At 64.2% G+C, this 20,007-nt stretch carries 19 protein-coding genes and 1 other RNA gene; 13 read left to right on the top strand and 7 right to left on the bottom strand.

The genetic code is table 11. The features are described from left to right. Positions 1 to 91: 91 nt before the first annotated feature. The 6 genes from NCR38_RS07565 to trxA all read right to left on the bottom strand — a co-directional run bounded on the left by NCR38_RS07565 (position 92) and on the right by trxA (position 6,717). Entirely contained in the window at positions 92 to 1,453 is a 1,362-nt protein-coding gene (locus tag NCR38_RS07565) for an MATE family efflux transporter (RefSeq protein WP_061120401.1), read from the bottom strand. A 40-nt stretch (positions 1,454 to 1,493) separates the two neighbouring features. Further along, a complete protein-coding gene (locus tag NCR38_RS07560; protein WP_061120369.1) occupies positions 1,494 to 3,257 on the bottom strand; it encodes a glycosyltransferase family 39 protein in 1,764 nt (587 codons plus the stop codon). A 258-nt stretch (positions 3,258 to 3,515) separates the two neighbouring features. Continuing rightward, positions 3,516 to 3,770: a type B 50S ribosomal protein L31 gene (locus NCR38_RS07555; protein WP_050326712.1), complete on the bottom strand. Its 255-nt coding sequence runs from the start codon at positions 3,768 to 3,770 to the stop codon at positions 3,516 to 3,518. 140 nt (positions 3,771 to 3,910) lie between these two features. Continuing rightward, entirely contained in the window at positions 3,911 to 4,738 is an 828-nt protein-coding gene (locus NCR38_RS07550) for a zinc-dependent peptidase (protein WP_250476715.1), read from the bottom strand. Positions 4,739 to 4,852: 114 nt separating this feature from the next. Then, complete coding sequence (gene rho, locus NCR38_RS07545; protein WP_035501035.1) at positions 4,853 to 6,118, bottom strand: transcription termination factor Rho; 1,266 nt, start codon at positions 6,116 to 6,118, stop codon at positions 4,853 to 4,855. Positions 6,119 to 6,390: 272 nt separating this feature from the next. Next, positions 6,391 to 6,717, bottom strand: coding sequence for a thioredoxin TrxA (trxA, locus tag NCR38_RS07540; RefSeq protein WP_008349330.1), 327 nt, complete (start codon positions 6,715 to 6,717; stop codon positions 6,391 to 6,393). A gap of 334 nt (positions 6,718 to 7,051) precedes the next feature. Here trxA and ffs point away from each other — a divergent pair. From ffs to NCR38_RS07490, 10 genes are all read left to right on the top strand, one after another. Then, an RNA gene (gene ffs, locus NCR38_RS07535) (signal recognition particle sRNA small type) lies at positions 7,052 to 7,150 on the top strand. 162 nt (positions 7,151 to 7,312) lie between these two features. Continuing rightward, complete coding sequence (locus NCR38_RS07530; protein ID WP_250476714.1) at positions 7,313 to 9,541, top strand: DNA polymerase III subunit gamma/tau; 2,229 nt, start codon at positions 7,313 to 7,315, stop codon at positions 9,539 to 9,541. Positions 9,542 to 9,644: 103 nt separating this feature from the next. After that, positions 9,645 to 9,971, top strand: coding sequence for a YbaB/EbfC family nucleoid-associated protein (locus NCR38_RS07525; RefSeq protein WP_250476713.1), 327 nt, complete (start codon positions 9,645 to 9,647; stop codon positions 9,969 to 9,971). 40 nt (positions 9,972 to 10,011) lie between these two features. After that, positions 10,012 to 10,608 (top strand): recombination mediator RecR, encoded by a 597-nt coding sequence (recR, locus tag NCR38_RS07520; protein WP_250476712.1) that lies wholly within the window; start codon positions 10,012 to 10,014, stop codon positions 10,606 to 10,608. Positions 10,609 to 10,634: 26 nt separating this feature from the next. After that, positions 10,635 to 10,859, top strand: a complete 225-nt coding sequence (locus NCR38_RS07515) for a DUF1653 domain-containing protein (protein WP_035501030.1) — start codon at positions 10,635 to 10,637, stop codon at positions 10,857 to 10,859. Positions 10,860 to 10,888: 29 nt separating this feature from the next. Further along, the gene (locus NCR38_RS07510) at positions 10,889 to 12,094 is read left to right on the top strand and encodes a CaiB/BaiF CoA-transferase family protein (RefSeq protein WP_061120365.1); all 1,206 of its coding nucleotides are present in this window, start codon (positions 10,889 to 10,891) and stop codon (positions 12,092 to 12,094) included. A 64-nt stretch (positions 12,095 to 12,158) separates the two neighbouring features. After that, positions 12,159 to 13,196, top strand: a complete 1,038-nt coding sequence (locus NCR38_RS07505; RefSeq protein WP_250476711.1) for an ABC transporter substrate-binding protein — start codon at positions 12,159 to 12,161, stop codon at positions 13,194 to 13,196. Between the two features lie 3 nt (positions 13,197 to 13,199). Then, the gene (locus tag NCR38_RS07500; RefSeq protein ID WP_250476710.1) at positions 13,200 to 14,027 is read left to right on the top strand and encodes an ABC transporter ATP-binding protein; all 828 of its coding nucleotides are present in this window, start codon (positions 13,200 to 13,202) and stop codon (positions 14,025 to 14,027) included. Positions 14,028 to 14,039: 12 nt separating this feature from the next. Further along, positions 14,040 to 14,864, top strand: coding sequence for an ABC transporter permease (locus NCR38_RS07495; RefSeq protein WP_035501024.1), 825 nt, complete (start codon positions 14,040 to 14,042; stop codon positions 14,862 to 14,864). 268 nt (positions 14,865 to 15,132) lie between these two features. Continuing rightward, positions 15,133 to 16,107: a glycosyltransferase family 9 protein gene (locus NCR38_RS07490; protein ID WP_250476709.1), complete on the top strand. Its 975-nt coding sequence runs from the start codon at positions 15,133 to 15,135 to the stop codon at positions 16,105 to 16,107. Positions 16,108 to 16,112: 5 nt separating this feature from the next. Here NCR38_RS07490 and NCR38_RS07485 read toward each other — a convergent pair whose 3' ends face one another. Then, positions 16,113 to 17,087: an NADPH:quinone oxidoreductase family protein gene (locus tag NCR38_RS07485; RefSeq protein ID WP_250476708.1), complete on the bottom strand. Its 975-nt coding sequence runs from the start codon at positions 17,085 to 17,087 to the stop codon at positions 16,113 to 16,115. 121 nt (positions 17,088 to 17,208) lie between these two features. Here NCR38_RS07485 and surE point away from each other — a divergent pair, with 121 nt between their 5' ends. The 3 genes from surE to NCR38_RS07470 are packed head-to-tail and all read left to right on the top strand — an operon-like array spanning position 17,209 to position 20,004. Next, positions 17,209 to 17,967 carry a 5'/3'-nucleotidase SurE gene (gene surE, locus NCR38_RS07480; protein ID WP_061120359.1) on the top strand — a complete coding sequence of 253 codons (759 nt, stop codon included), beginning with the start codon at positions 17,209 to 17,211 and terminating at the stop codon, positions 17,965 to 17,967. Continuing rightward, positions 17,964 to 19,043, top strand: coding sequence for a protein-L-isoaspartate(D-aspartate) O-methyltransferase (locus NCR38_RS07475; protein WP_061120400.1), 1,080 nt, complete (start codon positions 17,964 to 17,966; stop codon positions 19,041 to 19,043). The genes surE and NCR38_RS07475 overlap by 4 nt, the downstream gene beginning before the upstream one ends. Before the next feature lie 4 nt (positions 19,044 to 19,047). Continuing rightward, a complete protein-coding gene (locus tag NCR38_RS07470) occupies positions 19,048 to 20,004 on the top strand; it encodes a peptidoglycan DD-metalloendopeptidase family protein (protein WP_061120358.1) in 957 nt (318 codons plus the stop codon). Positions 20,005 to 20,007 lie beyond the last annotated feature (3 nt).

Genomic DNA, 20,007 nt, shown 5'->3' with positions numbered 1-20,007 from the left:
TTCTACTGGAGCCTTACGTCAATCTTTCCGATGAAGCGAAGCGCTTATGTTTTTCTACACAAATCAGCGCATTGGATGCGAGCCGAGCGGCTCAGGTCGCGTCGACATTGTTCAAGTGCCGCGAGCTCACGCGCCGCCAGTAGAGAAACAGGCCGACGCCCGCGACGCCCAGACTCGCCGAATTCGCGATCCAGAAGCCGCGCGCGCCTTGCAGCCATTCGGGCACGCCGCCGCCCACGTCGAAGCCGAGCAGATAGCCGCCGCCTAGCCCGATGCCCCACAGCGCGATGGCGTAGATGACAGTCGGCACGAGCGTCACCTTGTACGCGCGCAGGACGAACGCGGTGGTGATCTGCAGTGCGTCGCACAAGTGATAGAAGAAGATGATGAGCACGAGCGGCATCGCGGCCGCGATGACGTTCGCATCCGGCGTATAGGCCGCGATCACATGCGGACGCGCCGCGATCAGGATCACGCCGTACGCGAGCGCGAGCACGCACGCCATGCCGATGCCGTGCCGCGACACCGAGCGGGCATCGTCGTAGCGTCCGGCGCCGAGCGCCTGCGAGACGAGCGTCGACGACGCAATGCCGATCGACAGCGGCGTCATGTACAGCACCGCGCCGAGATTGCCCGCGATCTGATGGCCGGCGAGCGTCGTGGTACCGAAGCGCGAAATGAAGAGCGCCATGAACGTGTACGACGTGACTTCGATCAGATACGAGAGACCCATCGGAATGCCAAGACGCAGGAGCGCGAGCTGACGCCGCCAGACCGGCCAGCAGAAGTGCGAGAAGATGCCGAACGGGCGGAAGAATTCGAACCTGAAGAGCACCGTCATGCCGACGATCGCGAGCACCCAGTTGATGAGCGTGCTCGCGAGCGCGCAGCCCGGGCCGCCGAGCGCGGGCACGCCTGCGCCGCCGAAGATGAACCACGTGTTGAGCGGAACCTTGAGCAATAGTCCGCCGACCTGCAGGAACATCACGAGCCGCGGCTTGCCGACGGCATTGGTGAGCGAGCTGTAGACCCGAAACGCGAGGCTCGCGGGCAGCCCGAACGAGAGGATGCGCAGATAGTCGACCGTGCGGTCGTGCAGCGCGGGCGGACTTTTCGCGAGCGAGAGCAGCGGTTCGGGGAAGTACAGCAGCACGAAGCCGATCACGGTGAGCGCAGCGGCGAGCCACAGCGCCTGACGCGTTTCCTCGCCGATCTCGCTTTCGCGGCCGGCGCCGAAGAGTTGCCCGGCGATCGGCTGCAAGGCGACGAGAATCCCCGTCAGGCCGATATACACCGAGATATAGACCGAGCCGCCGAGGCCGAGCGCGGCCAGATCCGTCGCGGAGAAGCGGCCGACCATCGCGGTGTCGATCACGCCGAACGCGATCACCGCGAGCTGGCCGATCAGCACCGGCCACGCGAGCGCGGCGATCTTGCGCACGTCGCTCAACATGCCGGTCGTGCCGCGGTATGTGGGGATCGCGCGCATCGCGTTACTGCGTCCGGCGCAGGCTCTTCGGACGCAGCGGTTTTTTCGCCGGCGGCGTGGGGCGCTCGATGCGCACGTACAGGCGGAAGCGCTCGTCGCGGTCGGCGACGCGCCGGCCTTCCCACACGAGCTTCCACTGGAACGCGGACATCGACGACGGCTCTCCGTAGTCCGCCGGATCTTGACGCAGGATCACGTCGCAGTCCTCGTCGAACGCGAAGTGCATGCCGCCGAAATAGGCGAAGGTGGCGATCTGTGCGTCGCCCAGGCGCACGGGCGAGATGCACGTATAGTCGGGCGGGAGGTGATCGGCGATCTGCTCGGCCACGTCGCGGTACGTCCGGCTGTAGTTCACCACCGGCAGCCACAGCGTCATGAGCAGCACCCACATGAGCGTCGTGCCCGCGCTCGACAGCACCACGCTGCGCCAGAGCACCTTCGGATGACGCGCGAGCCGCCAGCGCGCGAGCAGAAACCAGCAGACCGTCACGGCCACCGCGCACGCGAACGAAATCAGCTTGAACTCGGGATGAAAGCCCGGCGCGAGACGCGCGAGATTGCGCGCCATCGACGCGGGAAAACCGAACATGCCGGCAGTCCACACGAGCCACACCAAGGAGCCGATGATGGTGAAGCTCAGCATCGCGAACCAGTCGATCGCGTTGATCGCGCCGCGCTTCAACGTGGGCAACGCGAAGGTCGCGAGCACCGAAAGCGGCGGCAGGAGCAGCATGAAGAGCCGGTTGGTTTCGTGCGCCTGCAGGACGACCAGCACGAGCAGCGGCCCGATGATCGACAAAGGCACCCCGACGTGCGGCGAGCGGCGCAGCCCGCCCCAACTGACGAACGCCCAGAGCGCGAGCGGCCACGCGGGCCACGTGAAGAGCGGCAGGTTCTTGATCGCGTACCCGAAGATCGATCCGGGCGTGCCCGAGAAGTACGAAAAGCTGTTGCGCCACCATTGACGCAGCCACCATTCGCCGTCGTCAGGGAAGTAGTGCAGCGTTGGCAGCACCCACGCGGCGATCAGCACGATGGCGACCGGCAGTCCGTAAATCAGAAGCGGCGCGGCCCGCACCTGCTTCACGATGATCGTCATCGCGAGCGTGCAGAGGAGGAGCGCGAACACGAGCACCGGCGAACTGGACAGTCCGACCACGCCGATCGCCAGGCCCCACACGAGGCCGCCGTGGATCGGCTTGTCGAGGCTGCGCACGAGCGCGTAGAGGAGCATCGCGGTGCCGGCGAACTGCGCGAGCTGCGGCGTGGTTTCGTGACCGCGCTCGGCGAGGCCGAAGCAAGCGAGCAGGATGAGCAGTGCGCCGTCGGCGAGCGTGCGGCCGTAGTCGCGGGGCTCCGGTTCGCCGCCGAACGCGTACTTGAAGGGCTGGGCTTCGTCGCGCCGGCCGAGCAGATAGGCCGAATACCATACGAACGCACAGGCCAGACAGAAGAGCAGACCCGTCACGACGCGGGAGGCGTTGCTCGCATCGACCCAGGGGCTCAACAGACGAATGGCCGATGCGCCGAGCCAGTACATCAGCGGACCGTCGGCGGTGGGCGCCTTGCCGAGGAGGTTCGGCAACAGCCAGTCGCGTGCGTCGCCGTTGGCCATCGTCCACATGACGCCGAAGCCGGCCGCATCCTCGTTCTTCCACGGGTCGCGGCCGAAGAGACCGAACGACGCGTAGGTGATGCAGATGGCGAGCAACAGCCAGCGCGGCAGGGCGCTGGTGGCGGAGGCGGTCAGACGAACGACAGATCGCATGCGAGATGGCTTGATGGAAAACGGTCCGCTGATCTCGCGCGAGGCGAGCCTGGGGCTGGAGCAACCGGCATTGTAGTCGCGTGGCGGCGTTAAGGGCGGTTCGTCGATGCTCCCGTCACCGCGCGCAACAACGCTTACCAAATGCAGCAAAGGCGGTGCCGATGGGCGCCGCATGGACGACGAAAGGATGACGCGAAACCGTCAGCGACAAAAAAGGGCAGCCAAAGCTGCCCTTTTTTGCTGAACCCGAAGCCCGACTTACTTCTTGGTGGAGAAGCGCGCGAACTTGTTGTTGAACTTCTCGACGCGGCCCGCCGTGTCCATGATCTTTTGCTGACCGGTGTAGAACGGGTGCGATTCCGACGACACTTCGATCTTCGCGAGCGGGTAGGTCTTGCCGTTGAATTCGGCGGTCTCGCGCGTCTGGATGGTCGAACGGGTCACGAACTTGAAGTCGTTCGACATGTCGACGAACAGGACTTCGCGGTAATCCGGGTGAATGCCTTGTTTCATGGTCTTTCCTGATATCTGGCGGTAGCCAACCCGTTGCACTTGCTTGCAGTGCCGCGCGAGTCACTTGCCTAGGGTCGAAAAACGGCGATTATGCCAGAAAGTCAGTCGGTTGACATCTTTTTCGGGCGTTCCGGCGGAAGTCACGCGTCGAGCGCGCCGACGCTCGCCGGGTCCTGCCGGTAGTAGCGCGCGAGCAGCCGATAAAGCTCGGGATACTCGGCTTCGAACGCCTGGGGCGTCACGAAAAGCGCCTCGCTGCACACCGCGAAAAACTCGGACGGATGGTCTGCAGCGTAAGGATCGATCAGCGATTCGCGCTCGAAACGGCTCCAGCGCCGCGGCGGCACCGCGTCCACGCGCGCGCAGAACTGGTCGAAGGCGTTGTCGAAGATATCCGACCAGACGGTGGTGTCGAGCGGTGCGTGCCAGCGGCGAAAGAGCGGGGGATGTCCGTCGGCTACGCCCGTCACCATGTCGATCTTGTGCGCGAACTCGTGGATCACGACGTTGTAGGCGTCCGAACCGTCCACCATCTGCGCGTCCTCCCATGAGAGCACGACAGGACCGCCTTCCCACGCCTCACCGCTCGCATCGTGCTCGATCTCGTGCACGACGCCGTCTTCGTCTTCGACTGTCTTTCTGATGATGAACTCGCCCGGATAGACAATCACGCCGACCCAGCCGCGATACAGGTCGAGGTCGAGGTTGAGCACCGGCAGGCAGGCTTGCGCGGCGATCGAGACGATCATCTGATCGGTCAGTTCGAGATCGTGCGCGGTCGAGAATTGCTTTTGCGCGATGAAAAGGCTCGCGGTTTCGCGCAAGCGTCCGAGGTCGACCCCGTTCAAATGGCCGAAGCACGGATATGCGTCCAGTGTGCGCTGCCAGAGGTCGTCGTCGATCGCGTACTTGCGCAGCGCGCGCTCGCGGCGTTGCGCGCCGAACCAGCGGGAGAAGAGGTTGGCCATCGGTCGTTCAGGTCGCTTCGATAGACCGGATTGTACGGAGCGGCGCCGTCGCAAGGCGCAAAAAAACCGCCTGACGAAACAGGCGGCTTTCTGTGCTGAAGTTGCGAAGCCGGATCAGCCTCCGCCGCGACGCATCATGTCGAAGAACTCGGCGTTGTTCTTCGTCTGACGGATCTTGTCGAGCAGGAATTCCATTGCTTCGACTTCATCCATGTCGTGGATGAACTTGCGCAGCACCCAGACCTTCTGCAGCAGGTCCGGCTTGATGAGCAGTTCCTCGCGGCGCGTGCCCGACTTGTTCAGGTTGATCGACGGATACACGCGCTTTTCCGCGAGACGGCGCTCGAGGTGCACTTCCATATTGCCCGTGCCCTTGAACTCTTCGTAGATCACGTCGTCCATGCGGCTGCCCGTTTCGATGAGCGCCGTGCCGATAATCGTGAGCGAGCCGCCTTCCTCGATGTTTCGAGCCGCGCCGAAGAAGCGCTTCGGACGCTGCAGCGCGTTGGCGTCGACACCACCCGTCAGCACCTTGCCCGATGCGGGCACGACGGTGTTATAGGCGCGCGCGAGACGCGTGATGGAGTCGAGAAGAATCACGACGTCATGTTTCATTTCGACGAGACGCTTCGCCTTTTCGATGACCATTTCGGCCACCTGCACGTGACGCGCGGCGGGTTCGTCGAAGGTCGAGGCGATGACTTCGCCGCGCACGGAACGCTGCATTTCCGTCACTTCTTCCGGGCGCTCGTCGATGAGCAGCACGAACAGAATGACGTCCGGATGATTGGCTTTCACCGCATGCGCGATGTGCTGGAGCATCACGGTTTTACCCGACTTCGGCGACGCGACGAGCAGGCCACGCTGGCCCTTGCCGATCGGCGAAATCATGTCGATGATCCGGCCCGTGACGTTTTCCTCGCCGCGCATTTCGCGCTCGAGCGGCAGCGGCTTGTTCGGATGCAGCGGCGTGAGGTTCTCGAACATGATCTTGTGTTTCGAGGCCTCGGGCGGCTGCCCGTTGACTTTGTCCACCTTCACGAGCGCGAAGTAACGCTCGCCGTCTTTCGGCGTGCGTACTTCGCCTTCGATCGTGTCGCCGGTGTGCAGATTGAAGCGGCGGATTTGCGACGGGCTGATATAGATGTCGTCCGTGCTCGCGAGATACGAGGTCTCGGGCGAGCGCAGAAAGCCGAAGCCATCGGGCAGCACTTCGAGCGTGCCGTCGCCGAATATCGTGTCGCCGGCCTTGGCGCGCTTTTTAAGAATCGCGAACATGAGTTCCTGCTTGCGCAGGCGGTTCGCATTTTCGATCTCGAGGCCATTGGCCATCTCGATCAGTGCAGACACGTGCTGAGACTTGAGCTCGGATAAATGCATACGGATTTCCCGCCGGGGAGAGAGGTGCGACAGAAAGATTTGGGAGAAGAGGTGAGCGGAACCGCTCGAGACTTAATACTTCTTGAACTCTTGTGATTCTAGCATAGCATACGCCACGCAGGCCTCGGGTGGGCTTTGGGCGGGGCTTGTCGGCCGATGTTGTCGCGTGACAACATCGGCTGCATTCCGGTCGCGCTGCTCGGTTGTGCCGATGCGGCGATACGAATGCCAGAGGCAGGCGTCTGGGATGCCGACGCCCGCCGATGATGCCGTTACAGGTTGCTGTCGAGGAACGCGGTCAATTGCGACTTGGACAATGCGCCGACTTTCTGCGCGGCGACCGCGCCGTTTTTGAAAAGGATCAGCGTGGGGATGCCGCGAACGCCGAACTTCACCGGCGTCGACTGATGCTCGTCCACGTTGATCTTCGCGATTTGCAGGCGATCGCCATAATCCTTCGCGACTTCATCGAGGATCGGGGCAATCATTTTGCACGGACCGCACCACTCCGCCCAAAAGTCGAGCAGGACCGGTTTATCCGACTTGACGACATCCTGTTCGAAAGAAGCGTCGCTGATGTGCTTGATTGATTCGCTCATTGTCTGAATACCTCTATTGTTTCGAGGCCCGCGTTTGAATGCTCGCCACGATACACCAAAACTGAAAAAAATTTTCGTCGCCAACGGGCAGTATTCGGCCCGCACGCCGTGCGCCAGAACGGCTCGCGAACGGCGGCGAATGATCCGTCGAAGGGCAAAATGCACCACATCCGGGTTATTCAAATGTCATCTTAGCCTACTTTGCTATCCGTTGCCGGGAGCCGATAGGCCGCATCTGAGGGCGACGACACGAAGCGCAAGAGGGCGTCACAAAGGTCCGCGCATTTCACGCGTGGCTTCCGGGCGCGCCCGGCCCCGTGTTATGATTCGACGTGACGGGCCTCCTCGCATGGTGGCGCGGTCAACCTGGTCAGGTCGGGAACGAAGCAGCCACAGCCGCTTTCCACCAGTGCCGAGGGTCGGGCTCGTCACCTTCCGCTTTCTTCTGTCGTTCCTCTCTCGTTTTCCCTGATTCGTTCTTTGTGTCGCGCGTCGTCGCGAGTTGTATTTTCGCGGGTACGCACCTTCCTCCGCGCGCCTCGGCAGCCTTTTGGAGCGGCGTTTGCGCAAGGTCGTTGCTGATACAATTTCGCGCATGACCTATCAAGTTCTCGCACGCAAATGGCGGCCGAAATCGTTCGAGTCGCTCGTCGGCCAGGAGCACGTCGTCCGTGCGCTCACGCACGCGCTCGACGGCGGCCGCCTGCATCACGCCTATCTCTTCACGGGCACGCGCGGCGTCGGCAAGACGACGCTCTCGCGCATCTTCGCGAAGGCGCTCAACTGTGAAACCGGCGTGACCTCGAAGCCGTGCGGCGTGTGTCGCGCGTGCCGGGAAATCGATGAAGGCCGCTTCGTCGATTACGTCGAAATGGATGCGGCGAGCAATCGCGGTGTCGACGAAATGGCCGCGCTGCTCGAACGCGCGGTGTACGCACCCGTCGACGCGCGCTTCAAGGTCTATATGATCGACGAAGTGCACATGCTCACGAACCACGCCTTCAACGCGATGTTGAAGACGCTGGAGGAGCCGCCGCCGCATGTGAAGTTCATCCTCGCGACGACCGATCCGCAGAAGATTCCGGTCACCGTGCTCTCGCGCTGCCTGCAGTTCAATCTGAAGCAGATGCCGGCGGGTCATATCGTGTCGCATCTGGAGAACATTCTTCAGCAGGAGAGCATCGCGTTCGAATCGCAGGCGCTGCGTCTGCTGTCGCGCGCGGCGGACGGCAGCATGCGCGATGCGCTGTCGCTCACCGATCAGGCCATCGCCTATTCGGCCAACCAGGTCACCGAGGAAGCCGTGCGCGGCATGCTCGGCGCGCTCGATCAAAGCTATCTGATCCGGCTCATCGACGCGCTCGCCGCTGGCGATGGCGCCGGCGTGCTCGCGATCGCCGACGAAATGGCGCTGCGCAGCCTGTCTTTCTCGACCGCGCTGCAGGATCTCGCGAGTCTCTTGCATCGCATCGCGTGGGCGCAGTTCGCGCCGTCGTCGGTGCTGGATGAATGGCCGGAAGCCGCGGATATTCGCCGCTTCGCCGAGATTCTTTCCGCTGAGCAGATTCAGCTTTTCTATCAGATTGCAACGGTCGGACGCGGCGAGTTGGGTCTCGCGCCCGACGAATACGCCGGCTTCACGATGACGCTGCTGCGCATGCTCGCCTTCGAGCCGGCGGGCGGACCGGGCGGCGGCGTCGCCGTGAGCGCGCCCTCGGGCGCGAAGCCCGCGCGCAGCGCGTCGCTCGCGGGCGCGATGGCCGAGCGGGCGATCGCACCCGCGCCCGTAGCGAAGGCGCCGACGCCTCCGGCCGAAACCGTCATCGTAAAGGCGAAAGAGACGCAGCCGGTCGAAAGCGCGAAACCTGCGCCGGTTATCGAGTCAACTGAGCCGGTCACGGCGAAACCTGCACCGGTGCCCAGCGCCGCACGGCAGGCCGTCGAGGAAGCCGCGCCTGCAACCGTGCCCGCATCCGAGCGCGATGTCGCGGCGTCGCGCGCGGCGGGCGGTGCGAGTGCGGCGCTCGAAGTGCTGCGCAGCGCCGGCATGCGTCTTTCCTCCGATCGGGGTGCACGCGGCGCACCGGCTGCGCAAGCGGCGGCTCCGGCAGCGCCCAAAGCTGTCGCGAAACCCGCTGCGCAAGTTCAGGTGCCCGCGCCCCGTCGCGCACCGCCAGCGCCCGCCGCGCCTGAGTCCAAACCTGCGGCCGGCAAGTCCGGCGTCGTCCCGCCGTGGGAGGATATGCCGCCCGACGACTATCCGCCGGCGGGATCGGAAGACGAATACTTCATGCCGCCGGACGACGGCTTCGTGCCCGCGTTCGAGAGCGGTCCGGACGACATGCGCTTCGGCGCCGAGCCGGCCGCGAAGCCTGCGCCCGTCATCGATACGACGCCGCTGCCGCCCGCAGTTCCGCTCGATGCACTCGGCGTGTCGATCGAATGGGCCGCGCTCGCCGTCAGCCTGCCGCTTAAAGGCGTCGCCTATCAACTCGCGTTCAACAGCGAACTGACCGCGTGCGACGCGAATTCCGTCACGCTCGCGGTCGCCGTGCAGATGTACACCGACGCCTCGCACGTCTCGAAGCTCAAGACCGCCCTTGCCGAAAAGCTCGGCCGCGCAATCGAAGTCAGCGTCAATGTCGCGCCCGTGCGCCGCACCGCCGCCGCGCTCGATGCCGCCGACCGGGCGCGACGCCAGCAGGAAGCCGAGCAGGAGATCAAGCAGGACCCGTTCGTGCAATCGCTGATCCGCGATTTCGGCGCGAGCATCGTGCAGGGTTCGATCAAGCCGATCTCCGCATCGGGCGCGAATCCGTCATGAATCGAAGCGCGCGGCGTTTTTTTCGACGCTGCGCGCAAGCACTGAATTCCGAGCGCGTATCGCGCGCGCTTTCGTCACACGTTTTCCAGTAAGGAGCCGAACCATGATGAAGAACCAACTCGCCGGGCTGATGAAACAGGCTCAGCAGATGCAGGAAAACATGAAGAAGATGCAGGACCAGCTCGCGCAGATCGAGGTCGAGGGCCAGTCCGGCGCCGGTCTCGTGAAAGTGACGATGACCTGCAAGAACGACGTGCGTCGCGTGCAGATCGACCCGAGCCTGCTCGCCGACGACAAGGACATGCTGGAAGACCTCGTCGCCGCCGCGTTCAACGACGCCGTGCGCAAGGCCGAGGCCACCACGCAGGAGAAAATGAGCGGCATGACGGCCGGCATGCCGATGCCGACGGGTTTCAAGCTGCCGTTCTAACCGCGCGCGCCGAAGCGAATTCGGCGCGTCATGAGGACACATGAAACAACCTTCCGCCCTGTCGGCGCTCGTCGAGGCGCTGCGCGCGCTACCCGGCGTCGGACCGAAGTCGGCGCAGCGCATGGCGTATCACCTGATGCAGCACGACCGCGCGGGCGCCGAGAAGCTCGGCGCTTCGCTCCTGTTCGCGACCGAGCATCTCAGGCACTGTGAGAAGTGCAACACCTTCACCGAAGCTGAAATCTGCGAAGTCTGCGGCGACGAGGAACGCGACCCGGCCTTGCTGTGCGTCGTCGAAACGCCCGCTGATCAGATCATGCTCGAGCAGACGCTCACGTATCGCGGGCTCTATTTCGTGCTGATGGGGCGGCTCAGTCCGCTCGACGGCATCGGGCCGAAGGAAATCCATTTCGAGCGCCTGATCAATCGCGCGCTCGACGGCGTGGTGCAGGAAGTGGTGCTCGCCACCAACTTCACGAACGAAGGCGAGGCGACCGCGCACTATCTCGCGCAGACGCTCAAGTCGAAAGGGCTGAAGGTGACGCGGCTCGCGCGCGGCGTGCCCGTCGGCGGCGAGCTCGAATATGTCGATGCAGGGACGATCGCGCGCGCGATGCTCGATCGCCGCTCGGTCTGAACACGACCATCAGCAGGACACTACCGATGACAGAAACCGAAGCTCTCGCGCTTGCGACCCACCGTCACTACAAGGGCGGTCTTTATCGCGTGATCGGCGTCGCGCGGCACTCGGAGACCGAGGAAGCCATGATCGTCTACGAACATCTGTGGCCGCACGAACGCGGCTTGTGGGTGCGTCCGGCGCAGATGTTCAACGAGACGCTCGCCGACGGCACGCCACGTTTCAAGCCGCTCGACATTCCGCTGTAAAAGAACTAGCAAAAAAAGGAGACGCAACCATGAGCGCAACGACGGGACCACTCGCGGGCGTCAAGGTGCTGGAACTGGGTACGCTCATCGCCGGTCCGTTCGCCGCGCGCTTCATGGGCGAATTCGGCGCCGACGTCATCAAGATTGAAGACCCGAACGGCGGCGACCCGCTGCGCAAGTGGCGCAAGCTCTATCCCGAAGTGGGCGGGACCTCGCTCTGGTGGGCGGTGCAGGCTCGCAACAAGAAATCGGTGACGGTCAATCTCAAGGCCGAGGAAGGCAAGGAGATCGTGCGGCGGCTCGCGAAGGAAGCCGATATCGTCGTCGAGAACTTCCGGCCCGGTTTGCTCGAAAAGCTCGGGCTCGGCTATGACGTGCTGTCCGCCGAGAATCCGGGTCTCGTGATGGTGCGGCTTTCCGGATATGGCCAGACCGGCCCGTACCGCGACCGGCCGGGCTTCGGCGCGATAGCCGAATCGATGGGCGGATTGCGGCATATCACTGGCTATCCGGAGCTGCCGCCGCCGCGCATCGGCATTTCCATCGGCGATTCGATCGCAGCGCTCCATGGCGTGATCGGTGCGCTGATGGCGCTGCATCATCGGCAGGTGAACGGCGGCAAGGGGCAGGTCGTCGATGTCGCGCTGTACGAAGCCGTCTTCAACATGATGGAGAGCGTGGTCCCCGAGTACGGCGTGTACGGACTGGTGCGCGAGCGCACCGGCGCGTCGCTGCCCGGCATCGTGCCGTCGAACACCTATCCGTGCCGCGACGGCAGCATCGTGATTGGTGGCAATAGCGATCCGATCTTCAAGCGCCTCATGAACGCGATCGATCGCGCGGACCTCGCGGACGATCCCGCGCTCGCATCGAACGACGGCCGCGTGCCGCGCACGCAGGAAATCGACGACGCCATCGGCGCGTGGCTCGCGACGCGCAGCATCGACGAGGCGCTCGCCGTGCTCAACGCCGCCGACGTGCCGGCCGGGCGCATCTACAGCGTCGCCGACATGTTCACCGATCCGCAATACATCGCGCGCCAGATGCTGCAACGCTTTCCGTGGCAGGACGGCAAGGACATCACGCTGCCGAACGTGACGCCGAAGCTCTCGGAGACACCGGGTGAAACGCGCTGGCTCGGTCCGCAACTCGGTGAACACACGGATGAAGTACTTCAAACGCTCGGGTATGATGCCGACGATATTGCGCGGCTGCGGGCGGCCAAGGTGATCTGAGCTTCGATCAGAAGACAACGGCCGTAACAGCGCTGACAACGATAAAACCAGGAGACAAAAAACGATGAAACGCAGAACGTTCATCGCGAGCGGCGCCGCGCTCGCGGGTGGGGCGTGGACGGCCATGCCGCTCGCGTTTGCCCAGGCAAAGCCGGAGCAGGCCAAGGTATCGGTCGCGGTCGGCGGCAAGAATCTCTTCTACTATCTGCCGCTCACGATCGCGGAGCGCCGCAACTACTTCAAGGACGAAGGGCTCGACGTCGAAATCGCCGATTTCGCGGGCGGTGCGAAGGCGCTGCAGGCGGCGGTCGGCGGCAGCGCGGACGTGGTGTCCGGCGCGTTCGAGCACACGCTCTTGCTGCAGGCGAAGAATCAGTACTTCCGTGAGTTCGTGTTGCAGGGACGCGCGCCACAGATCGTGCTTGCGGTGTCGAAGAAGGCGATGCCGAACTACAAATCGGTCGCGGATCTGAAGGGCAAGAAGATCGGCGTGACGGCGCCGGGCTCGTCGACGTCGATCATGGCGAGCTTCGTGCTCGCGCAGGCCGGACTGAAGGCGACCGATGTGTCGTTCATCGGCGTGGGCGCGGGGGCGGGCGCGATCGCCGCGCTGCAGTCCGGGCAGATCGATGCCATCGCCAACCTCGATCCGGTGATGACCAAGCTCGATCGCGCGGGCGATATCCGCATCGTCTCCGACACGCGCACGCTCGCCGATACCGTGAAAGTGTTCGGCGGCAACATGCCGGCCGGATGCCTGTATGCATCGCAGAGTTTCATCACAAAGAATCCGAACACGACGCAGGCGCTCACGAACGCGATGGTGCGCGCGCTGAAATGGCTGCAAACGGCATCGGGCAAGGATCTGATTTCGACCGTGCCGGAAAGCTATCTGCTCGGCGATCGCGCGCTCTATCTCGACGCGTGGCAACACGTGAAGGAGGCGCTGTCCCCGGACGGCCTGATGCCCGCGGACGGTCCCGCGACATCGCTCAAGACGCTGCAAGCCTTCGACGAAACGGTGAAGGGCAGGCCGATCGACTTGTCGAAGACCTGGACCAACGACTTCGTCAAGAAGGCGCTCGCCACCGTCAAGGTCTGACCGATGTCGTCGACTTCTAAACACGCGCTCGCGCTGGAGGATGTCACCTGCACGTTCTCGTCGCGCGAGAATCGCAAGGATCGGTATACGGCCGTCCGCAATACGAGTCTTGCGATCGCGCCGGGTGAGTTCGTGTCCGTCGTCGGGCCGACCGGCTGCGGCAAGTCCACGCTGCTCAACGTGTCGGCGGGGCTGCTCGAGCCTTCGTCGGGCACGGTGAGCGTGTTCGGCGAGACGCTTGCGGGCATCAACCGGCGCGCGGGCTATATGTTTCAGGCCGATGCCCTGATGCCCTGGCGCTCGGCGCTCGACAACGTGACAGCCGGCCTCGTGTTCCGGGGCGTGACGAAAGCCGAGGCCGACGCGCGCGGCGAGGCGTGGCTCAAGCGTGTGGGTCTTGGCGGCTTCGGCGATCGCTATCCGCACCAGCTTTCGGGCGGCATGAGAAAGCGCGTCGCGATGGCGCAGACGCTCATCCTCGATCCCGACATCATCCTGATGGACGAGCCGTTCTCCGCACTGGACATTCAAACACGTCAGTTGATGGAAAACGAACTGCTCGACCTGTGGGCCGCAAAGCGCAAGGCCGTGCTCTTCATCACGCACGATCTCGACGAGGCGATTTCGATGTCCGACCGCGTCGTCGTGCTGGCGGCAGGGCCGGGCACGCATCCGATCGGCGAATTCGCGATCGACCTGCCGCGCCCGCGCGATGTCGCCGAGATCCGCTCGCATCCTCGCTTCGTCGAACTGCATGCGCAAATCTGGGGCGTGCTGCGCGAGGAAGTGTTGAAGGGCTATCAGCAGCAGCTGAAGCCGGCCGCCGAATAAGACAATACGATCATGTGGAACAAGCTGCGCCCGAATCGAGCAAATCTCATCGTGTGGCAATGGCTGTTGCTGCTCGCGTGCTTCGTGCTGTGGTACGCGCTGACGAGCCCGACGCTCCTGCCGCCTTTCTATTTCGACGACGCCAACAAGGCCGCATTCTTCTTCGGCGAGCCGCAGAAGGTGCTCGTGCGCATATGGGAATGGTTCACGGGCGGCGAAATCTACATCCACTTGTGGGTGACGCTGATCGAGACGGTGCTTGCGTTCGTGATCGGCACCGTATTCGGGCTGGGCGTGGGTCTGTGGCTCGCGCTCGCGCCCACGACGAGCGCGCTTCTCGATCCCTACATCAAGGCCGCCAACTCGATGCCGCGCGTGATTCTCGCGCCGATCTTCGCGGTGTGGTTCGGACTGGGCATCTGGTCGAAGGTCGCGCTCGGCGTGACGCTCGTGTTTTTCATCGTATTCTTCAACGTTTATCAGGGCGTGAAGGAAGTCAGCCCGGTCGTGCTCGCCAATGCGCGCATGCTCGGCGCGAATCGCAAGCAACTGTTGCGGTATGTCTATTTGCCGAGTGCGACTAGCTGGGTGTTTTCGAGCCTGCATACGTCGGTGGGGCTCGCCTTCGTCGGCTCGGTCGTGGGTGAGTATCTCGGCTCGGCGCGCGGCGTCGGCTATCTGATCCTTCAGGCCGAAGGCACGTTCGACATCAATACGGTGTTCGCCGGAATACTCGTGCTGACCGCGTTCGCGCTCGTGCTCGACGGCCTCGTCGCGCTCGTCGAGCGACGGCTCATGAAGTGGCAGCCGAAGAGCGGCGAGACCGAGAAGCTCTGAAGCGCCGTGACGCGTTCGATCGTGAATACGCGGTAACACGCGGCGGACCGTGTTCAGGCGTTCCGTTATGGCAGGACACTGCCGATCTCGCTATGATGCTCCGCTGACCAGGCGTCGTACGGCGGGTCGCAAGAGATTCGCCATGATTCCGGGTGAATAAGCGCCAGCGCACATCAAGTCGTAACGCAAGCCGGGCGACACTCCGTAGTCGGGCGCCGTTGCGCGGTATCAGCGCGGCGCTCATCCGCGCGATCCCGCGAGAACAAGAATGAAACTGCGAACTGACAGTTCGATTGCGGTGGTATTGCCATCGCCGATCGGTGACAGCCTCATCGGGCTCGTCCTCGTCGATAATCTCATCCGCAACGGATATCGGCCCGTCGTGTTCGGCTGGGTCGCGGAGCAGCTCGCAGAATGGTTTCCGCAAGTGACCGTCGGGCGGCGCGACGCCTGGCAGGGCGTGTTCGACACGGTGATCGAGCTTCGGCCGACCGACTATGCATCGGCGCTGAGCCGTTCGGGCAAGACGATCTGTCTCGCCACGCTGCCGGAATACGGCGGCTCGAAGCACATGTTGGACCGCATCGTCGATATCGCGACGAACGTGCTGGGACTCGCCGATGTGACGCGCTCGAATGGCCTCGTCGTGCCGGCTGGCGTCATGCGAGGGCGCTTCTCCAATCGTGTCGTCATCCACCCGACCGGTAGCCATCCCGAAAAGATGTGGCGCCGCGAGAAGTTCATTGCGCTGTCGCGTGTGCTCGTGCGCCGCAAATTCCAGCCGAGCTTTCTCGTCGCACCGTCGGAGATGGATGCCCGGGGCGAAATCGCCGACGAAGGATGCGAAGTCAACGCGCTGCCGCAGTTGAGCGAGGTTGCGGCATGGATCGCCGAGTCGTCGTGGTTCATCGGCAATGATTCGGGTCTTGGCCATCTCGCGTCGTGCATCGGCGTGCCCACGCTTTCGCTTTTCATGCGCCAGGGGCTCGCGCGCTCGTGGCGTCCCGGCTGGGGGCCGGGCGCGGTCGTGCTGGCGCCTTCCTTTCTGCCCTTCGGCGGCCTTCGCGAGCGGTTGTGGCAACGCCTGCTTACCGTGCGGCGTGTGATGTCCGCGTTCCTGAGACTGCACGGCAAGCATGCGCGCGCGATGCACCACTATTCGGCGGCCGATTTCAGCGATGCCCAGAAACCCCCGGCGACCCGCGTCGGCCTGCTGCCCGGCGCGCGATCGCGCCGCGTCTAGGCGCGTTACGGCTCGATCACGATCTTGCCCGTCACGCGCCGGTTCATCATGTCGTCGAGGGCGCGTGGCGTGTCGTCGAGTGAGTAGCGCTTCGTGACGACCGGGCGTAGCTTGCCTGTCTTGATCCAATCGACCATCGTCGCGAATTCCTGATCGGCGAGCGCGTGCTCGCGCTGCATGTGACCGCCCCAGAACACGCCCACGATACTCGCGCCTTTCAGCAGCGCGAGATTGAGCGGCAACTTCGGAATCTCGCCATTCGCGAAGCCGACAACCAGATACCGCCCGCGCCAGCCGATGCTTCGAAACGCGGGCTCCGCATACACGCCGCCCACAGGATCGAAGATGACATCCGGCCCGTTGCCGCCGGAGAGCGCCTTGATGCGCTCGCGCAGATCCTCTTTCGCGTAATCGACGACGTCGTCCGCGCCATGCTCGCGGCAGAACGCGAGCTTCTCCGCGCTCGACGCCGCAGCGATCACGCGCGCGCCGACAATCTTGCCGATCTGAATCGCCGCAATGCCGACGCCGCCCGCCGCTCCCAGCACGAGCAGCGTGTCGCCGGCCTTGAGCTGGCCGCGATCGACGAGCGCGTGATACGAGGTGCCGTAAGCGAGCGTGAAAGCGGCGGCGTCGGCGAGATCGACATCAGCGGGCAAGGCGATGCAATCCGCTTCCTTCGCGCGCGCCTGTTCGGCGAACGCGCCCTGCGCGGTGTAGGCGGCCACGCGCATGCCGGGCGACAGGCGCGTGACGCCGGCGCCCACTTCGCGCACGATGCCCGCGAACTCCGCACCGGGCGTGAACGGCAGAGGCGGCTTGAACTGATATTTGTTCTGGATGATGAGCACGTCGGGGAAGTTCACACTCGCCGCTTTCACGTCGATGACGACTTCGCCTGCTTCCGGATGCAGGTCGGGTAGCGTCTCGATCGAAAGGGTGTCGGGTAATCCGTGTTCGTTGCATCGTACGGCGCGCATATCGTCTCCTTGGCGGGGTCTCGTGCAAAGCGTTGAAACCGGCTCAGTGTAGGGCAGGGACGACGTCGGGAGCGAGCCTGTGAGTCGTCGTCGCGCCACTTTCCTCGGTTACAATCGTCGGATGCGAATCCTACTCAGCAACGACGACGGTTATCTGGCGCGCGGCATCAATGTGCTGCACGAGGTCCTGCAGCCGCTCGGCGAAGTGACGGTGATGGCGCCCGAGCAAAACTGCAGCGGCTCGTCCAACTCACTTACGCTGTCGCGGCCCCTGAGCGTGCATCAGGCGCCGAACGGTTTCAACTTCGTGAACGGCACGCCGACCGATTCCGTGCACATTGCGCTCACCGGCATGCTCGAACATCGGCCTGATCTCGTGGTGTCGGGCATCAACAACGGGCAGAACGTCGGCGAGGACACGCTGTACTCGGGCACGGTCGCGGCCGCGACCGAAGGCTTTATGTTCGGCATTCCGGCGATCGCGTTTTCGCTCGTCGGCCGCGACTGGCTTCATCTCGAAGACGCGGCGCGCGTTGCTGCCGAGATCGTCGCGCATTTTCTCGAGCATCCGATGCCGGGCCATCCGTTGCTGAACGTGAATATCCCGAGCCTGCCGTACGATCAGCTCGGCCCGTGGACCGTGACGCGTCTCGGCAAGCGTCATCCGTCGCAGCCGGTGATTCGCCAGAGCGATCCGCGCGGCAACCCGATCTACTGGATCGGCCCATCGGGCGACGCACTCGACGCGAGCGAAGGCACAGATTTCCACGCCGTCGCGAACGGCCTGGTCTCGATCACGCCGCTGCAACTCGATCTGACGCATACGAAGCTCATGACCGAAACGCGCGAATGGGCGCGAGCCGGGAGCGGTCGCACATGAGCGACGAGCGCGCCAAGCGCTTTCCGCTGGCGCTTGCGGATCTGGTTCGCGAGCCGCGCAAGCCCGCGAACCGTCCGCAGGATTCTCGCGCCAGGCAAGCCGCCGCTTCGGCACCCAAGCCGGCGCCCGCGCAACCGGCGAAGCCGGGGGCAACGCGCGCGGCGAACGCGCCGATGAAGAATCCCGCGACCGCAGCTGCGTCCGCGAAACCGGCCACCTCCGTTTTTCCGGTGCGCTCTGCCGCGAAGCCCGCAATTGGCGCAGCGAAACCGGTTCCGTCCGCAAGCAAGGGCGCGACGACGCATCATGTATCTCACGCACCGCGCGCGAACGCATTGCGTCCGGCGGCGCGTCCCGCCGAGCGTGACCTGAGCGCCGCCGCGACCGCGCCGAAAAAGGGCGCGCCCAATGTCGCGCTGGCGAGCACGCAGACGCTCACATCGGAACGGGTGCGCGAGCGCATGGTCGAACGGCTGCGATCGAACGGCGTGACCGATCCGCGCGTGCTCAACGCCATGTCGGTGGTGCCGCGCCACATGTTCGTCGATCCGGGGCTTGCGGCGCAGGCTTACGAAGATGCCGCGCTGCCGATCGGCCATCACCAGACCATCTCGAAGCCGTCCGTCGTGGCGCGCATGATCGAACTGGTCGCGACGGGGCGCGCATTGAACAAGGTGCTGGAGATCGGCACCGGTTGCGGCTATCAGGCGGCGGTGCTGTCGCAGGTAGCCGCTGAGGTTTATTCGATCGAGCGCGTGCGCCCGTTGTCGGAGCGCGCGAAGCTCAACCTTCGGCCGCTGCGCGTGCCGAACATCAGGCTGCATTACGGCGACGGCCGCCTGGGCTTGCCCGCCGCCGCGCCCTTCGACGCCATCGTGATCGCCTGCGCGGGCCTCGACGTGCCGCAGGCTCTGCTCGATCAACTGGCCGTGGGCGGCAAGCTTGTCGCGCCGGTCGGATCGCAGGCCGCGCAATCGCAGGTGCTGACGCTCGTCACGCGCGTGTCGGCGACGCAATGGCGGGAAGCGCAGCTCGATCGCGTCTTTTTTGTACCCTTAAAATCCGGAGTGATTTGACCCGATGAGTATCCTGCGTGCTTTGCAAGAGGGAAGTGCAGGCCAACGCCTGAGCGCGGCGCAGCGCGGCGTGTGTGTGCTGGCGTTGTCCGCGTTGGCGGCGTGTTCTACGCGCATGGACATGGCGCCGGTCGTCGACAGAACGGGCGCGCCCATCAGCACGACGGCGGCCCAGACCCCGGACAACGGTCCGCCGCCGCCGGGCTATTACCGTGTGAAACCGGGCGACACCCTATATCGGATCGCACTGGAAAACGGTCAGAATTATCACGACATCGCGACGTGGAATAACCTGACCAACCCGAATCAGATTGAAGTCGGCCAGCTGATGCGCGTGGCGCCTCCGGGTGCGAATGTCGCGGCGGCGACGCCCGGCGTGGCCACCGCGCCGATCGTAGGCGGCGGCGTGCAGACGCAGCCGCTCAACGGCGCGAACGGGTACGCGACGCCGCAGCCGGGCGCGACCGCGCAGCCGCCGTACTACGGTGCGAATTCGGGCATGGGCGCCACGCCTGGCGCTCCCGGTGCGGCGACGGGCGCGGCAGCGGCGCCCGGCGTGCCCGGCGCGGATGCGAACGCGACGGCGCCCACGGGCCAGCCGGCGTTTATCTGGCCTGCGCGAGGACCGATTCTCGGCACGTTCGATGACGCGAAGAACAAGGGTTTGAATATTGGCGGTGCGGTGGGAGATACGGTCAACGCATCGGCGGACGGCCGAGTGGTTTACTCCGGAAATGGGCTGCGCGGCTATGGCAATCTCATTATCATCAAACATGACGCGACTTTTCTCACCGCGTACGCACATAATCGCGCTTTGATGGTAAAAGAAGGGGACGCGGTAACTAAAGGGCAGAAGATCGCTGAGATGGGGAACAGCGATTCGGACCGCGTGATGTTGCATTTCGAAGTTCGCCGGCAGGGAAAACCTGTTGACCCACTGAAGTATTTGCCGCCGCAATAAAGC

It is taken from the genome of Caballeronia sp. INML1 (genome assembly GCF_023631085.1).
Classification (GTDB): Bacteria; Pseudomonadota; Gammaproteobacteria; order Burkholderiales; family Burkholderiaceae; genus Caballeronia; species Caballeronia turbans.
This window is presented reverse-complemented; position numbering and strand designations above follow the sequence as displayed.

What these genes read in the sequence shown, in the direction of transcription:
- NCR38_RS07530 (WP_250476714.1), top strand. Translation starts at nt 7,313, where the DNA reads ATGACCTATCAAGTTCTCGCACGCAAATGGCGGCCGAAATCGTTCGAG.
- surE (WP_061120359.1), top strand. Translation starts at nt 17,209, where the DNA reads ATGCGAATCCTACTCAGCAACGACGACGGTTATCTGGCGCGCGGCATC.
- NCR38_RS07470 (WP_061120358.1), top strand. Translation starts at nt 19,048, where the DNA reads ATGAGTATCCTGCGTGCTTTGCAAGAGGGAAGTGCAGGCCAACGCCTG.
- recR (WP_250476712.1), top strand. Translation starts at nt 10,012, where the DNA reads ATGAAACAACCTTCCGCCCTGTCGGCGCTCGTCGAGGCGCTGCGCGCG.
- NCR38_RS07490 (WP_250476709.1), top strand. Translation starts at nt 15,133, where the DNA reads ATGAAACTGCGAACTGACAGTTCGATTGCGGTGGTATTGCCATCGCCG.
- NCR38_RS07550 (WP_250476715.1), bottom strand. Translation starts at nt 4,738, where the DNA reads ATGGCCAACCTCTTCTCCCGCTGGTTCGGCGCGCAACGCCGCGAGCGC.
- NCR38_RS07515 (WP_035501030.1), top strand. Translation starts at nt 10,635, where the DNA reads ATGACAGAAACCGAAGCTCTCGCGCTTGCGACCCACCGTCACTACAAG.
- trxA (WP_008349330.1), bottom strand. Translation starts at nt 6,717, where the DNA reads ATGAGCGAATCAATCAAGCACATCAGCGACGCTTCTTTCGAACAGGAT.
- NCR38_RS07565 (WP_061120401.1), bottom strand. Translation starts at nt 1,453, where the DNA reads ATGTTGAGCGACGTGCGCAAGATCGCCGCGCTCGCGTGGCCGGTGCTG.
- NCR38_RS07525 (WP_250476713.1), top strand. Translation starts at nt 9,645, where the DNA reads ATGATGAAGAACCAACTCGCCGGGCTGATGAAACAGGCTCAGCAGATG.
- rho (WP_035501035.1), bottom strand. Translation starts at nt 6,118, where the DNA reads ATGCATTTATCCGAGCTCAAGTCTCAGCACGTGTCTGCACTGATCGAG.
- NCR38_RS07560 (WP_061120369.1), bottom strand. Translation starts at nt 3,257, where the DNA reads ATGCGATCTGTCGTTCGTCTGACCGCCTCCGCCACCAGCGCCCTGCCG.
- NCR38_RS07495 (WP_035501024.1), top strand. Translation starts at nt 14,040, where the DNA reads ATGTGGAACAAGCTGCGCCCGAATCGAGCAAATCTCATCGTGTGGCAA.
- NCR38_RS07475 (WP_061120400.1), top strand. Translation starts at nt 17,964, where the DNA reads ATGAGCGACGAGCGCGCCAAGCGCTTTCCGCTGGCGCTTGCGGATCTG.
- NCR38_RS07500 (WP_250476710.1), top strand. Translation starts at nt 13,200, where the DNA reads ATGTCGTCGACTTCTAAACACGCGCTCGCGCTGGAGGATGTCACCTGC.
- NCR38_RS07510 (WP_061120365.1), top strand. Translation starts at nt 10,889, where the DNA reads ATGAGCGCAACGACGGGACCACTCGCGGGCGTCAAGGTGCTGGAACTG.
- NCR38_RS07505 (WP_250476711.1), top strand. Translation starts at nt 12,159, where the DNA reads ATGAAACGCAGAACGTTCATCGCGAGCGGCGCCGCGCTCGCGGGTGGG.
- NCR38_RS07485 (WP_250476708.1), bottom strand. Translation starts at nt 17,087, where the DNA reads ATGCGCGCCGTACGATGCAACGAACACGGATTACCCGACACCCTTTCG.
- NCR38_RS07555 (WP_050326712.1), bottom strand. Translation starts at nt 3,770, where the DNA reads ATGAAACAAGGCATTCACCCGGATTACCGCGAAGTCCTGTTCGTCGAC.